At 48.1% G+C, this 16,258-nt stretch carries 7 protein-coding genes; all 7 read left to right on the top strand.

Features of this window, described 5'->3' with window-relative positions; all coding sequences use genetic code 11:
* Nucleotides 1-47 precede the first annotated feature (47 nt).
* The 7 genes from A3844_RS03910 (at nucleotide 48) to A3844_RS03865 (ending at nucleotide 16,180) form a co-directional block, all read left to right on the top strand.
* Nucleotides 48-1,673, top strand: a complete 1,626-nt coding sequence (locus A3844_RS03910; RefSeq protein WP_074102387.1) for an ABC transporter substrate-binding protein — start codon at nucleotides 48-50, stop codon at nucleotides 1,671-1,673.
* Between the two features lie 24 nt (nucleotides 1,674-1,697).
* Entirely contained in the window at nucleotides 1,698-4,142 is a 2,445-nt protein-coding gene (locus A3844_RS03905) for a PfkB family carbohydrate kinase (RefSeq protein ID WP_074106679.1), read from the top strand.
* Between the two features lie 20 nt (nucleotides 4,143-4,162).
* Nucleotides 4,163-6,442, top strand: coding sequence for a GH32 C-terminal domain-containing protein (locus tag A3844_RS03900; protein WP_074106678.1), 2,280 nt, complete (start codon nucleotides 4,163-4,165; stop codon nucleotides 6,440-6,442).
* A 171-nt stretch (nucleotides 6,443-6,613) separates the two neighbouring features.
* Nucleotides 6,614-12,445, top strand: a complete 5,832-nt coding sequence (locus A3844_RS33335; protein ID WP_083606674.1) for an S-layer homology domain-containing protein — start codon at nucleotides 6,614-6,616, stop codon at nucleotides 12,443-12,445.
* Nucleotides 12,445-13,914 carry a glycoside hydrolase family 32 protein gene (locus A3844_RS03875; protein WP_074106677.1) on the top strand — a complete coding sequence of 490 codons (1,470 nt, stop codon included), beginning with the start codon at nucleotides 12,445-12,447 and terminating at the stop codon, nucleotides 13,912-13,914. Before A3844_RS33335 ends, A3844_RS03875 begins: the two co-directional genes overlap by 1 nt.
* 224 nt (nucleotides 13,915-14,138) lie before the next feature.
* Nucleotides 14,139-15,128: a LacI family DNA-binding transcriptional regulator gene (locus tag A3844_RS03870; protein ID WP_074106676.1), complete on the top strand. Its 990-nt coding sequence runs from the start codon at nucleotides 14,139-14,141 to the stop codon at nucleotides 15,126-15,128.
* Between the two features lie 119 nt (nucleotides 15,129-15,247).
* On the top strand, nucleotides 15,248-16,180 hold the full coding sequence (locus A3844_RS03865) for an alpha/beta hydrolase (RefSeq protein ID WP_074106675.1): 933 nt from the start codon (nucleotides 15,248-15,250) through the stop codon (nucleotides 16,178-16,180).
* Nucleotides 16,181-16,258 lie beyond the last annotated feature (78 nt).

The following is a 16,258-nucleotide window of genomic DNA, read 5'->3' as shown; positions in this document are numbered from 1 at the left end:
CAATGTGTAATTATCTTGTGGGATGAACTCAAGGGAGGTTATTTACAATGAAATCTTTATTCAAGGGTGCGGGGATTCTAGTGCTGGCCGGAGCATTTGCGTTAAGTGGATGTTCAGGAAACGGTAACGGCTCAAAGAATCAGGCTAAAAGTCCGGATCAAGAAGCGAAGTTCAACAAAACCGGTCTTCCGATTGTTAAAGAAGCAGTGTCGTTAAGAATGGTATCTCCGAAGGCTGCATTGGCACCGGAATATTCGGAAATGGAAATTTTCAAACGACTAGAAGCGCAAACAAACGTTAAGATCAATTGGGAGAACATCCCAGATACTGATTATACAGAAAAGAAAAACTTGTTACTCGCTAGTGGAGATTTGCCGGATGCTTTTTACGGAGCTGGATTTACCGATTACGAGCTAATTAATTATGGCAAAGACGGAACCATTATTCCTCTGGAAGATTTAATTAATCAATATGCGCCTAACTTGAAAGCGCTTCTCGACCGCCGGCCTGACATCAAATCATCAATTACAGCGCCAGATGGGCACATCTACGGACTGCCGTCATGGGAAGAGAACAACCTCGGAACCAATCCCTTCTTTCACGTTATCAATAAAGCCTGGTTAGATAAGCTGGGGCTGAAAGTACCGCAAACACTGGATGAATACACGGAAGCTCTACTTGCCTTTAAAACAAAGGATCCGAACGGTAATGGTAAGCAGGATGAAATCCCATTAAGCTTTATGCACATGCAGTGGTGTATGGATATTGCCGGGATCTTCGGGGCATTCGGACTTCCGGATAATCTGGAGCACCGTGTCGTCCGCGACGGGAAAGTTATTTTTACCGCAACTCAGCCTGAATATAAGGAAGCTCTTAATTATTTTCATGAAAAATGGTATAAACAGGGCTTGATTGATCCGGAATCCTTCACCCAGGATGCAGCACAGTATCTGGCAAAAGGTAAAACAACGGATGAGACGCTTGGATCTTATATCTGGTGGGAAATTGAAGAGGTTGTCGGAACCGAACGCAGTAAGGATTATGTTCTGCTGTCTCCGCTGAAGGGACCGAAGGGTGATCAAATCATTGGACGTGCTAATGGCGGTGGTCCGGGCCGCGGGGCTTTTGTGATTACAAAAGAAAACAGCAATCCGGAAATCACCATGCGTTGGATCGATCAGCAGTACGAACCTTACATGGCTGCCCAAATCCACTGGGGCCCGCTGGATGTTGTATTCAAGAAAGACGAAAACGGAAAATTGGTGAATCTGCCGCTTCCTGAGGGAGCCTCTGCAGGTGAATTCCGTCAAAAAGTTGCACCAGGCGCAGGTGGACCAGGCGTTATTACCATCCAGGATCTGGGGAAAGTTGTAGATCTGGAGCCACGGGCCCAGCAGCGTGCTAAAGATCTAGAGAAATATTACGATCCTTACATGGAAAAGGAAAATTATCCAAGTATTTTCTTTGAACCGGAGGAATTGGACAAAATCAATAAGATTGAGCCGGAACTGATTAAATATGTAAATACCCAAAGAGGTAGATTTATTGTTGATGGCGGTGCAGATGAAGGGTGGAACAACTATCTGAAGACTCTGGATAAGATGGGTCTGAACGAATTGATGAAGATCTATCAGACCGGACTGGATCGCTATAACGCAAATCTAAAAAAATAAATAGATGATAGGTGGGGAGAAGCTGTGCTTGATGTTATCGCTATCGGAGAAGTCTTAATAGACTTTACTCCAGCAGGTCGTACAGCAGGGGGGAACGAGCAATTTGAATGTAATCCAGGAGGGGCTCCGGCTAACGTGGCCGCTGCGCTATCCCGGTTAGGAGCCAAATCTGCACTCATTAGCAAGGTCGGGGAGGATCAATTCGGTTCCTTGCTGCACAATACCCTGCTAGACAGCGGTGTGGATGTGTCAGAAGTTTCTTTTACAAATGAAGCGAGTACAACGCTGGCCTTTGTCCATCTGGATGATACAGGAGACCGGTCATTCAGTTTCTTCAGAAAGCCAGGAGCAGATACCTTCTTACACTCGAAGGATGTCCCGCTTGACCGGATTGAAAGCTGCAGGGCTCTACATTTTGGCTCATTGTCCATGACCCATGAACCTGCCCGTACGGCAACAAAGACGGCAGTGCTTAAGGCTAAGGAAACAGGAATTTTGCTCTCATTCGATCCTAATCTCCGGTTTGCGTTATGGGACAGCAAGGAGGAAGCCAGACAGAATGTTATTTGGGGCATGAATTATGCCGATATCCTGAAAATATCGGAAGAAGAGCTTTCCTTTATAACCGGTACCAGCGATGTTGAACAAGGTTCACTAGAAATCCAGCAACAATATGGTATTACACTAATCGTCGTCACTTTGGCGGAAAAAGGCTGCTATTACCGTTTAGCTGGTCAGGATGGATATGTGCCGGGTTTTCAAGTCAAGACCATTGACACGACAGGGGCCGGCGATGCTTTTCTGGGCTGCCTGTTGTACAAAATTCTAGAAGCCGGAAGTGCGTTGCATGATCTGACCAACCAACAGATCCTAAGCATGCTGACATTTGCCAACGCAGGCGGAGCGTTAGTTACCACTCGAAAGGGGGCTCTTGGGTCCATGCCGACGACAGAGGAGATTAACCGGATGATAGAGTCCACTAAAAAGTATAATGATGAGCGCTTCAGACCGGGGTTTCATTTCTCACCACCCTCCAACTGGGCGAATGATCCCAACGGATTAGTCTATTATGAGGGAAGCTATCATCTCTTTTATCAATATCATCCTTATAGCAATAAATGGGGTCCGATGCACTGGGGCCATGCCATAAGTGAAGATCTGGTTCACTGGCAGCATGAGCCTATTGCCTTATTCCCGGATGAACATGGAGCTATTTTCTCCGGTTGCTGTGTAGTGGACTGGAATAATAGCAGCGGCTTGTTCGAAGATTCTCATGGATTGATAGCGATCTTTACCCATGCGGATACAAGTCCAGTTACTGGCCAGCCGCGCCAGCGGCAGAGCTTAGCCTACAGCAGCGATAAAGGTCAAACCTGGCAAAAATATGCGGGCAATCCTGTACTTGCTGAGGAGAATATAGTGGACTTCCGGGACCCGAAGGTGTTCTGGCATCCGCAAAGTAAACGGTGGGTTATGGTACTTGTTGCGGGAGACCGTGCTAAATTTTATGGATCTGAAAATCTGCGTGAATGGTCGCTGACAGGAGAATTCGGCAAGGAAGAAGGCTCGCATGACGGTGTTTGGGAATGCCCCGATCTGTTTGAATTGCCGATTGATGACACCGGTCTTTCCAAGTGGGTACTCCTCATAAGCATCGGAGATCATCCAAGCTGTCCCGAAGGATCACGTACGCAATATTTTATCGGGGAGTTCGACGGAAATACGTTCATTAATGACAATCCGGCCGATCATATCCTGTGGCTGGATTATGGTAGAGACAATTATGCGGGAGTTACCTGGTCGGATATCCCTGAGCAAGACGGACGCCGTGTGATTATCGGGTGGATGAGCAACTGGAAATATGCCAACGAGACACCTACCGGTTCCTGGAGAGGTGCCATGACTCTGCCTCGCGTCTTGTCACTGACGAAGCAAAGCGGGAATGTGTCTTTGTCCCAAATGCCTGTCCGGGAAATAGAGCAGCTACGCAAAGAATCAATGGGCTGGAAGGGAATCACAGTTACTTCAGCGTCCTCTTTTATACAGAAAATGAATGAAGATCTGCTGGAAATAGAAGCGGATATCGATATCAGTTCCGGTGCAGAGGTTCATATTAGGCTGAAGTCTTCTGGGCGGAGTGAGATTGTTATCGGATATGATCCAGTTCAGCAATGGCTATTCATCGACCGCTCGAACTCAGGTGTGACTGATTTCCATCCTTCATTCGCAAACAAGCACGGTGCCAGACGGGTATCTAAGAATGGGAAGATCAAGCTGCAGATCTGGCTGGACCGCAATGCGGTTGAAGTGTACGCAGATCATGGCTTGGTTACATTGACGGATCAGATTTTCCCTGATGCTCCAATTGAAAAGGTTGAAGTAAGCACGCAATCACGGCAAGTGGTATTGGATTCGCTTCAGATCCATATTCTTAAATCCATCCAAATTCCGGAGGGTGTCTCAGAATAGAACTAAGGGAGGAATGATGCATGAGCCGCATAAACGGTGATCAAGGATTGGTGATGCACTGGGCCTTTGATGAAGGTACCGGAGCAAGTACTCTGGAGAGCGTATCTGAGGTCCGGGATGACATTCAGTACGTATTTAATCAAGCGGAGTTTACTGAACAGTCCGGTCCGCAGTGGAGACCCGGAGTAGCGGGAAACGGACTCCTGTTCGACGGTTACTCCACTTCTATTGTCCATTCTGTCAATGAAGAAGATACACAACTTGATCAGGAATCCGCGTCAGCATTAAGTATCGGAGTATGGGTAGCGCCGCGCTTCTATGATTGGGGATATGAAGGTAAGTTGACTGCCATTGTGAACCGCCACCATATGGAGCGCAAGCAAGGTTATCTGCTAGGCATGTTCCGGCACGGGTCTTGGTCCTTCCAGGTTGGGCTGGAAGGAGGAGACTGGAGGGAACTCTGGTCACCAGACGGCTATGAATTGCCCAAGAACGAATGGTCATACGTGAATGCTGTATTTGATGGAACCTTTGGCACAATCAAACTGTATCTGAACGGCAGTGAAATCGCTTCGACGAATTTGCCGAGCGGTTCCCGTCTTGCTGAAGCATTTGGCACGGATCTGCTCATCGGCAAGAATAATCACAGCAGCCTGCTGGCTGGAGTCTTCAGCCTTCAGATGTTCAGCGGGATTATCGATGAGCTGAAGATTTATAACCGGGCCTTAAGTGCAGAGGAAGTGGCTGCTTCCTATCAGCATGTGCTGGACTCTGCACATGGAGGCGTCCATCCGCGCGTGCCATATGACGAGATCAAGCTGGACCGCACACCTCTGCTGACGGATCGGCACAGACCGCAGTACCATGTCAGCCCGCCTGCTCATTGGATGAACGAACCTCATGCGCCGATTTATTTTGACGGGCAATATCATTTGTTCTATCAGCATAATCCATTGGGGCCGTTCTTTTATCATATCCATTGGGGACATTGGGTAAGTAAAGATCTGGTACATTGGCGTGATCTTCCTGTAGCCCTGGCACCCGCTAAGGATCAGCTGGCACCGGACGGTATCTGGTCGGGGAGCGCGACTTATGATGCAGACGGCTTGCCTGTCTTGTTCTTTACGGCGGGAAATGACAGTGCTTCACCGAATCAGAGTGTTGCGCTTGCGCGGAGCACTTATGCTCAGGATGGAGACCCGGATCTGGTTCATTGGGTGAAACATCCTGAGCCGCTCATTGTACAGAAGCAGGGAATAGGCGCATTCGGAGATTTCCGTGATCCTTTTGTCTGGAAGGATGATGACGGCTGGTTTGCACTGGTCGGATCGGGGATCGAAGGCGAAGGTGGAGCAGCGCTTGGGTTTGCCTCACAGGATATGCTGAATTGGACGTACAAAGGACCATTTTATCAAGCAGATATTCAGAAGTACCCTTATCTTGGGCCTATCTGGGAACTTCCTGTGCTTCTTCCTCTGGGTACCGACAAACAGGGTCAACATAAACATCTTCTACTGGTCAGTCCCGTGGGAAAGGGAGCCGATGTCGAGGTATTCTATTGGATTGGACAGCTTGATACACACAATCTTTCATTTCTTCCAGATCAAGAAGAGCCGGAACTGATCGACGTCGGAGATTTCCATTTCACCGGACCGAGCGGCATGGTAGATCCGAAGACCGGCAGAAAAATCATATTTACCATAGCTCAAGGCGACCGGACGTCCGAGCTTGAATATCAATCGGGCTGGGCCCATAATGGCGGCTTGCCGTTAAGTGTCTATCTGAGGGAGGACGGACGGCTGGGAATCGAGCCTATTCAGGAGCTCCAGTCTCTGCGCGGTACTCAACGTCTATCGATTCGTGACAATTCCTTGGCTGAGGCTAATCTGTCGCTAAAAGATGTTCGAGGTGACATGCTTGAGATTCAAGTGGAACTGGAGCCCCGCCATACTACACAACTAGGAATCAAAGTCCGGTGTACACCGGATGGAGATGAAGAAACGCTGCTGTATTATGATTTTAACGAAGCTAAGCTCTGGGTAGACCGGACAAAAACGACACGGCATCCGGGTGAAAAGTGCAGTGGGGTTCAAGGCGGTAAGCTGGAGCTGCTGGGGGAAAATTTGAAGCTTCACATCTATTTGGACCGCTCCATGGTCGAAGCCTATGCCAACGGTTTGAAAAGTCTGACGACCCGGGTATATCCGAGCCGTAAGGATGCCTTGGGGCTGGAGATCTGGGGAGATGGAGAACCGCTTATTAAATCTATGGAAATATGGAATATGCAGTCCATTTGGTAGCAGAAGCGCTATGGCGCTTCTTGCCATCTGGCTCAGGGAATAAATGATCAAGAAGATTTACATTCCTTTGATTTGGAAGCGCTTTATTTGGTATCTCTCCTTTCATCATCTTAACTATTCGTCCTTGTATAAGGAGAGCATCTCGAAATTAGGTTTGAAGGAGGCTCTTGAATGAGAAAAGTTAAAGGCAGAAAACCTTGGATTTCCAGAATGGTTGCAGGGGCGATGGTTCTTCAGCTTGCAGCTTCCGGAATCCCGGCCGCAGCCGAAGCTGGAACCCTGGAAGCAACTATTCCAAAGGTAGAAATAGGCTCAACAGTTACGGATACAGTCTATCAAACGCCAAGGGATGGTTTGGAATTATCAGCTACAGATGCGGTCTATCAAATTCAGAATCCAGGATTTGAAACTGGGGATATGTTAGGCTGGACGGTTGTCAGAGGCCAAGCGTTCGGTCAAGATAGTGTATCGGACGAAACCACTTGGTGGGCAGAACAAATCCCGTACAATCAGGAAGGTGCTTATCATCTTAACGGCTGGAAGCATGACGAGGCTGCGACCGGCGTGCTTCGTTCCAGCACCTTCCAGCTGGGCGGCAGCGGCTGGATCAGCTTCAAGCTTGGCGGTGCGAAAAACCCTAACAAAGTATACGTGAATATCGTAGAAGCCCAGACGGGACAAGTCGTTGCCCGGTATGGCAATAGTGCTTTTGCCGACGTCGGCTTTCCGAACCCCGCTCAGGGTCTACGGCTTGCCAATATGGAGCAGTATAAGGCGGATCTCTCCGTCAATTTGGGCAAGAAGCTGTATGTGGAGATCGTCGATAATGCAACCTCCGATTGGGGATTGATTTTTGCGGACGCATTCTTGATGTACCATGAATCCGAGCCAGCCAAAGGCATTGTTGCCAAAGATATTAAGCCGGATTTCCAACGCTATCAAGTCCAGAATCCAAGCTTTGAAACCGGAGATTTGACAGGATGGACCGTTGTGGAAGGTGATGCGTTTGGTCCAGACAGTGTATCGGACGAAACCACCTGGTGGACAGAACAAATCCCGTACAACCAGGAAGGTACATTCCATTTAAACGGCTGGAAATACGCCGAAGCTGCAACAGGTGTGCTTCGATCCAGCACCTTCGAGCTGGGCGGCACAGGCTGGATGACCTTCAGACTGGGCGGAGGCAAGCATACGGAGCAGGCCTATGTAAGTGTTGTCGATGCAGATACCGGAGACTTGATAGCCAGGTACGGAAATACCGAATTTAACGAGTCCGGGTTTCCGGATCCGGCACAGGGCCTCAGACTCGCGAATATGGAGCAATATAAAACCGATCTCTCGAAGTATATCGGAAAGAAGCTGTATCTAGAAATCGTGGATCATGCAGCCTCGGATTGGGGACTGCTCTTTGCCGACGCCTTCAATACCTTCAATGAACTTGTACCCGAAGAAGGAGTTATGGCGGATAATATTGTGCCGACGGAAATCCAGAATCCTAGTTTTGAAACCGGAAATTTAGAGAGCTGGGCCGTTGAAGGTAATGCTTTTCAAGTCACTAATGAAGCAGGGACCGGCAAAGTGGGTAGCTTCTTTGCCAAGTCTACCTTGGAAGGTCAGGGTTCTATTACGTCTAATACCTTTAAGCTTCAGGGAACCGGAACGATCACCTTCACTGTTGTAGGCATCGATAATCCGCAGGAAGCCTACGTCGCATTATATGATGCCAGCACTAACACATTACTTGAGAAGACCGGGGATGTCAGTGCGAATGAGAAGATTTCCTGGGAAATGCAGGAGCATTACAATATGAGGCTCTATGTTAAGGTTGTCGATCAATCCAATCAAGCCAGTATTGCTGTTGATGCTTTTCAAGCTCATGGTACGGGTAACATTTTTTATATGAACTTTGATGAAGGCACAGGAAAGAAGGCACTGGAGGAAGTAAGTAATCTTGAACATGACGTGAACTATGTGTTTAATAACGCCAGATATATGGCCTCGAAGGATCCAAGATGGACCTCACGCGGAGTAAAAGGAGGTGCCTTGCTATTCGATGGATACTCGAATGATGTTGAGGTCAAAGCAAAGGATACCATTCCTGTAAGCGACGCGTTAACGCTTGAAGCATGGGTCGCTCCGCGCAGCTACGAATGGGGGGACGGAAAAAAGCTGTCTGGAATCGTGAGCCAGTCCGATCAGGACAAAGCAGAAGGATTCGCACTTGGCATGTACCGGCACGGAACATGGTCGATGCAGGTCGGGATTGGCGGCCAGTGGATTCAGGTATGGGTCAAAGATCATCCGCTCGAAAAATACAAGTGGAATTACGTAGCGGCAACGTTCGACAAAAAGGACGGAATCATTAAATTATATTTAAATGGTCAGGAAGTAGCTTCTGAGGCGACCCCTGTCAACGTTCCAATTACACCTTCTATGGAAAATCTGATGATCGGGAAAAACAATAGACCTGTAGAGTTTGCGGGCTTGTTCTCCTACAATATGTTCTGCGGACTCATCGATGAAGTGAAGCTGCAGAACAAAGCACTTACGGGTCAGGAGATCCTTGCTGAATATGAGAGTGTGAAGACACTTCATGGCGGTTCGGTTCCACAAATTCCAAATGGCGACATTGATGAGGATCCTAGTGTGTTTGATGGTGATCAGCATCGTCCCCAGTACCATGCGATGCCTCCTCAAAACTGGATGAATGAAGCACATGCACCCATTTATTATAAAGGCAAATACCATTTATTTTATCAGCATAACCCGCAAGGTCCATACTGGCATCAGATCCACTGGGGACATTGGGTGAGCGATGATATGGTACATTGGGAAAATGTGAGACCGGCTCTTGCCCCTGAAGCAGGCACGCTTGATCCGGACGGTACATGGTCAGGCAGCGCAGCCTATGATCGAAACGGCAATCCCGTTCTGTTCTACACTGCCGGCAATGACTCTTTGTCACCGAACCAAAGAACAGGTCTGGCGACTCCGTCTGATTTGTCGGACCCTAACTTAGAGCAATGGGATAAATATCCTGAACCAGTTACAGAGCAGAATGGAAACGGTATTCATAACGAGTTCAGGGACCCGTTTGTATGGTATGACAAAGAGACAGACAAGTGGTATCAGTTAGTCACTTCCGGTCTTCAAGACTTCAGCAGCGGCACAGCTTTGGTGTATGTTTCGGGCGATATGTACAACTGGGAGTATAAGGGGCCTTTATACGTAAGTGACAGAAGCCTGTATCCGGAGCTCGGTACCGTATGGGAACTGCCGGTATTACTGCCGTTAGGTAAGGATAGCACGGGCAAGCAAAAGTATATTTTTATGGTTAACCCCCATGAGAAACCGGAGCAAGTGCCTCCGGCGAACGATGTGCAAAGAGATGTTGAGGTTTTTTACTGGATTGGTACTTGGGACCGGGATCATTTCAAGTTTATTCCCGATCAGGATGCGCCTTCTAAAATGGATGTGGGCGACGGCTATTTAACCGCAGAGAGCGGTATGGTTACACCTGACGGTAGAACAGTCGTATACTCCATGGTGCAGAATGTAAGAACACCGCAAGCCGAATATCAAGCCGGTTGGGCTCATAATCTGGCACTGCCAGTTTCCCTAAGCTTGGATGAGCATGATCAATTGCGTATTGAACCGATTCAAGAATTGCAAAGTCTCAGGGGAGATAAGGTGGTTGATTTCTCGGACAAAAATTTGGCCGCCGCCAATCAGTTGATCCGGAGTGTCAAAGGCGACATGTTGGAGATCGTGATGGAAATTGATCCGGGTGAAGCCCAGAAATTCGGTCTTAAAGTGCGGCGCTCCGAGAACGGCCAGGAGGAAACGCTGATTTACTATGACAAAACAAATGGGACGTTCAATGTGGACCGGACCAAGAGCAGCATTGATCCGGATGTGCGCGTGGACGGTATTCAAGGCGGATACGTAGATCTGGACGGAGAGAACTTGAAGCTTCATATATTCCTGGACCGCTCGGTTGTTGAAGCTTTTGCCAATGATAAGAAAAAGCTAACAACACGCGTCTATGTAGGCCGATACGACTCCTTGGGCTTACAGGTCTGGGCCGACAAGGATATAACGGTCAAGTCGATGGAAGTATGGAATATGAATGCCTTGACGGGTGAGCCGGCGGCTCCAGTCGATGTGCCTGACAATTGGGATAACTCAGTGTATACCGATATTACAGATCTGCCCAATCATGATTTTGCCACAGGAGACTTAACCGGTTGGATTACAGAAGGAGATGCTTTCCAGGATATCCATGTGACCGATGCGCAGTTTTTCTGGGACACGATCTACTTCAATCCTTCGCATAAAATTCCAGGCGGCTATCATTTGTGGGGCTTCAACGAGGAAGCCGGCGGAGACAGCTTAACGGGAACAATGAAATCGCAGAATTTCGTCCTTGGCGGGAACGGCAAGATCAACTTCCTGGTCAGCGGCGGGCGTGATATCGATAAGCTGTATGTAGCGCTGGTCCGGGCATCGGACGGGAAAGAACTATTTAAAGAAACCGCCACCAACTATGAGGAGTATCAACGGAAGATTTGGGATGCATCACAGTATATCGGCCAGAAGCTTTACATTAAGATGGTTGACCAATCCACAGGCGATTTCGGACATATTAACGTTGATGATTTCAATGTGCCGGTTAAGGTACAGAATCCGACGAATCCGAATGAACCGACCGACCCAACTGATCCAACTAGCCCTGCCGGTCCAACTGACCCAACTAATCCAAGTGGTCCAACTGATCCAACCGATACAGCTGTCCCAACCAGTCCTCCGAATCAGCCTGTGATTCCGGCAAGCAAACCTGAGAGTCAAAACAGTTTGTCATTCGAGATGGCAAAGGGAGAGCGGCAAGTGATGTTTCCGGTGTCCATCGCGGCAAATGACGGCAAGAATGCCCTGAAAGTTAAAAATACAGATGTGGAGATCGAAGTTCCAGCAGAGTTATTGAAGGAATTACAGGCACGGGTCACGGGCAGCGAGCTTGAACAGGCGAAGATCTCTTTTGAAATGGGAACTTTATCTTCAGAGCAGAGCAAAGAATTACTTTCGTGGGCCGGACAGAAGAATCATGCAGATATCTCTGTAACCGGGGAGGTCTACGACTTCAAATTGTCAATCGTGAAGGCCGATGGAACGGCGCTTACGCTTGAGAAGTTCTCCAAACCCGTCACCATCAGATTGGGTGCACAGGAGAATTCCCGCCAAGATTTAACGGGCATTTATTACGTCGCAGATGACGGCCGACTGGAATATTTGGGTGGAACCTACGCGGACGGTACATGGACGGTCAAGGTGAATCATTTCAGCAAGTATGCCGTCCTCACTTATGATAAATCATTTGAAGATGTGAATGCCTCCTATTGGGCCCATGATGTTATAAAAAGGATGGCAGCAAAGCAAATGGTCTTGGGTGTGAGCGATACAATATTTGCTCCAAAACAAAAGGTAAGCAGAGCTGAGTTCGCTTCTTTGATTACTCGTGTACTCGGAATAACAGGGATGAACTTAACTACATTCAAGGATGTAGAACCCACGAAGTGGTACGCTTCTTCCATTGCCGCAGCATACGAAGCGGGAATTGTCACCGGAAGAAACAAGGATACCTTTGCGCCGGAGGACACCGTAAGTCGTGAAGAAATGGCGTCCATGATTTACAAAGCCTATCTGCACCACACAGGACAGAACGCTGCTGCTAGTCGCTTGAGTAATTTCAAAGATGCCGGTACGATCAGCGGCTGGGCTGCAAATGCGGTCGCTGCTGCACAGGAGCTTGGCTTCATCAGCGGTCGCGGGAACCAGTTATTCATGCCACATGAACTTGTAAACCGTGCAGAAAGTGCACATGTCATCTCACTATTGCTTGACAAGATCAATAAATTACTGCAAAAGGAAGGCCGGGGAAGCAAGGTGATGTCAAAGGGGAATCCAGTATTTACGAAAGAGTGTAGAACAGGAGGAATAAATTAATGAAGGAATTTTTTTATCGTCCGGAAAATGCATGGGTAGGGGACATTATTCCCTATTACGAAGATGGGGAGTTCAAGCTGTTCTATCTGCACGGGTGGAGAGGTAACTTCCGGGAAGGCCTCGATCATGGCTGGCATTTGCTTGGTACGAAAGATTTCGTGAATTACAGGGAAGATGGAGCTTGCAAGATCGAAGGCGGGACCGGCCATATTCTCAAAGTGGGCAATGTCTATCACATGTTCTATTGTATCTTTCCCGAAGGGAAACAATTGGCCTGCCACGCCATCAGCAAGGATCTGCAAACATGGGAACCGATTCCTGAAGACACTTTTGGTCCGGATGGTGAAATTTATGAGCTGGCAGACTGGCGTGATCCCTTTGTATTTTGGAATGAAGAAGAAAGCCAATATTGGATGCTGATTGCAGCCCTGGCAAAAGGACCAACGAACCGGAAAGGCTGCACCGGTCTCCTATCGTCCAAGGATCTCAAGCATTGGGAGTACCGTGAGCCGCTGTACGCACCGAACTTGCATGTAGGCGCACATGAATGCCCGGACTTGTTCCGCATGGGCGATTGGTGGTATCTGATTTATTCTTCGTATACGGGGCGTTTCGGGACCTTTTACCGGATGAGCCGGTCTTTAAAAGGGCCGTGGATGACTCCGCAGGAAGAGGCTTTTGATGGGCGTGCTTATTATGCGGCCAAATCGGTATCCGATGGGCAGAAACGGTATTTGTTCGGCTGGAATCCGACTAAGGATGACGATCTGTTCGGCTGGAATCCGCCAAAATCTCCAGGCAAGGATTATGATACCTGGGATTGGGGCGGTAATATGATTGTACATGAAATCATTCAACGTTCAGACGGAACGCTTGGTGTGAACGTGCCTGCAACGGTTGACTCTGCATTTGCCCAACAGGTACCCGCGAACTTTCAGAGAATCGCCGGAGATTGGGCGATCACAGACGATGGGCTGCTCTGTGAATCTCCTTATGCCTTTGCAGGTTGTATCACACAGGAGGAATTGCCTGATCAGTGCAAGATCTCTACAACGGTATGTTTCTCGGGATCAACCCAAGGTCTGGGATTCATGCTTCGGGCAGGCGAAACTCTTGATTTTGCCTACTATATCACGCTGGAGCCCCAGCGTAGCCGAATTACCTTCCGTGGGCCGATTATGCAATCTGAAGAAGGAGGTAAAACCTTCCCTTATGATGTGGAGCTCGAACGTCCGCTCAAGCTGCTGCCGGAACAGGAATATGAGCTGAAAGTGTTTATAGACGGCACGATTTGCGAAATTTATGTTAACGGAGATGTGGCGATGAGTGCCAGAATGTACGACATTCAGCAGGGGAAGCTTGCCATATTCGTAAGTCAGGGTGCAGCGGAATTTCACCGGGTGAAGATTGAAACGTTAGAAGCCGATCCGGCCCTGCAATTAGAACAGAATATAAATGCATCCGGTTAACTTCATACTTTTCAGGTTTAATATAAGAACAGCCATTTGATTAGAATGGTTGTTCTTTTTACTGGCCTTAGATCATTCGGCTTTTCCTTTATGATAACCGGTTGACATAAAAATGTTAACCGGTTATCATAAAGTGACAATAGAAATGAATGCGCATTCAAATGAACTGCTGAAATACGCGCAGAATTCAAATATAAATTGGATTTAAAAACAAGGTGGTACATATGCCGAATCTTAAAGACGTCGCGAAAAAAGCAGGGCTTTCTATTAATACCGTTTCTAGAGTACTTAATAATAGAGGTTATATCAGTGAAAAGACGAAGGAAAAGGTCTACCGGGTGATGAAGGAGATGAATTATCAGCCGAACGAAATGGCCCGGGCCTTGTTCAGAAAAAGATCGAATATGATCGGTCTGATCATACCGACGATCTCGCATCCTTTTTTTGCTGAACTTACTTACCATCTTGAATATTACGCGCATCATAAGGGTTACAAACTATTGTTATGTAATTCCAACCGCGATGTCTCCAAAGAAATGGAATACATTGAGATGCTGAAAAAGAATCAAGTGGATGCCATCATCATGGGCAGTGCAGTGCTGGATGTCCAGCATTATCTACATTTGAACCTGCCGATTGTTTCATTCGATCGCGTGATTTCGGAGGATATTCCTGTGGTCACCTCGAACAATTTAGCAGGTGGTAAACTCGCCGCGAGATTATTAATCGACAAGGGCTGCCTTCATCCTGTCTTCATTTATCGTGGAATAGACGGTCCCCAGCATCGTTCGTTGCTCGCTGCCCAGAGAAGGCAGGGATATGAAGCTGAGGTGGAGAGCGCAGGCTTAGAGCCGCTGCAATTGCAATTGGATGCTGAAGGGAGCAAGCTCACCCGGAACTCTGCTGCAATGATCGCTTACTTTCAAGAGCATCCGGAAATAGACGGAGTATTCGCCAGCAGTGACGTGATTGCAGCAGAGGTCATTCAAGCTTGTTACCTGATGAAGAAGGATATTCCTTCAGAGATCAAAATTGTAGGTTACGATGACGTTCAGATCGCTTCACTGATCTCACCGCGTCTTAGCACGGTCAGACAGCCGATTCAGGAGATGAGCGACTCTATCATTCAGTTGATTGTTCAGCAAATCGAAGGCAAAGAAATTTCTATGGTTAACACGTTCCCGGTGACTCTTATCGAACGTGATACGACATAAAACAAATCGGTAGGAGATGAATTATCAGCCGAATGAGTGGCACCACTGCAAGTTTTGAAGCAAATTCTGAAAAAGGAAAGACTGGATTCAACTAAAAAATCATAATGGAGGAAACGTAGATGGATTTTATGAACCGAGTGGCTCCAGAGTTAAAACAAGGGGTTGCAGAATTGCCGCCACTTCATTTGCCGGGTGATCTGGATTCTGCCAGAGGATATATTCAATACCCTGCGGAAAAGTCGGAACACGTTCGTATTACAGAACGATCTCTGTCCGTTGCCGGTTCATACCAAATGCTGGTTAGAATCTACGAACCGGCTCAGAGAAATGAAAATGCACTACCAGCTCTTCTTTGGACCCATGGCGGAGGATATGTGCTTGGCCATCCCAGTGGGGATGATGCGTTATGTGAAAGCTTTGTTATAGCAGCCAACTGTGTCGTCGTTTCGCCCGACTACCGTCTTGCACCTGAGCATCCGTTCCCGGCAGCCATTGAGGATAGTTACGCGGCGTTAGTGTGGCTGGCCGATATTAACAATGATCTCAATGTCGATTTGGCCCGAATTGCAGTCGGCGGAGCGAGTGCAGGAGGAGGACTGGCCGCAGCCCTGGCATTAATGGCGAGGGATAAAGGAGGTCCTGTCCTCTGCTTCCAAATGCCGCTGTATCCGATGATTGACGATCGCAATGATACGCTCTCCAGCCATGAGATTACACATTCTTCGGTTTGGAACCGGGCGAATAACCTGGCCGCATGGGAGATGTATCTTGGCGGACCTGCCGGCGGAGATACTTCTCCTTACGCTGCACCCAGCCGGGCGGATAATCTGTCTGATCTGCCTCCCGCTTATACCTGCGTCGGACAGCTTGATCCGTTTCGCGACGAAACGATCGAATATGTCACCCGATTGGCTCAGGCCGGCGTCGACGTGGAATTTCATCTCTATCCCGGCGGTTATCATGGCTTTGAGCACGCCGTTCCAACCGCCGGGATTAGCCGGCGTGCCAGAGAGGACTATATCAACGCTATGGCAAGAGCTCTGAATCCGTAAGCACTGGCTCTGTTCCAGTGATCTGTCTTTGAATTGAAAAAAAAGAACGTTTTTTTTGAAGTATTGCGTATGCAGAAG

Source organism: Paenibacillus helianthi (assembly GCF_001909055.1).
GTDB lineage: Bacteria > Bacillota > Bacilli > Paenibacillales > Paenibacillaceae > Paenibacillus_AQ > Paenibacillus_AQ helianthi.
This window is presented reverse-complemented; position numbering and strand designations above follow the sequence as displayed.

Excerpts from the sequence above, each read along its gene's own strand:
- A3844_RS03910 (WP_074102387.1), top strand. The coding sequence starts at position 48 with ATGAAATCTTTATTCAAGGGTGCGGGGATTCTAGTGCTGGCCGGAGCA.
- A3844_RS03900 (WP_074106678.1), top strand. The coding sequence starts at position 4,163 with ATGAGCCGCATAAACGGTGATCAAGGATTGGTGATGCACTGGGCCTTT.
- A3844_RS33335 (WP_083606674.1), top strand. The coding sequence starts at position 6,614 with ATGAGAAAAGTTAAAGGCAGAAAACCTTGGATTTCCAGAATGGTTGCA.
- A3844_RS03875 (WP_074106677.1), top strand. The coding sequence starts at position 12,445 with ATGAAGGAATTTTTTTATCGTCCGGAAAATGCATGGGTAGGGGACATT.
- A3844_RS03870 (WP_074106676.1), top strand. The coding sequence starts at position 14,139 with ATGCCGAATCTTAAAGACGTCGCGAAAAAAGCAGGGCTTTCTATTAAT.
- A3844_RS03865 (WP_074106675.1), top strand. The coding sequence starts at position 15,248 with ATGGATTTTATGAACCGAGTGGCTCCAGAGTTAAAACAAGGGGTTGCA.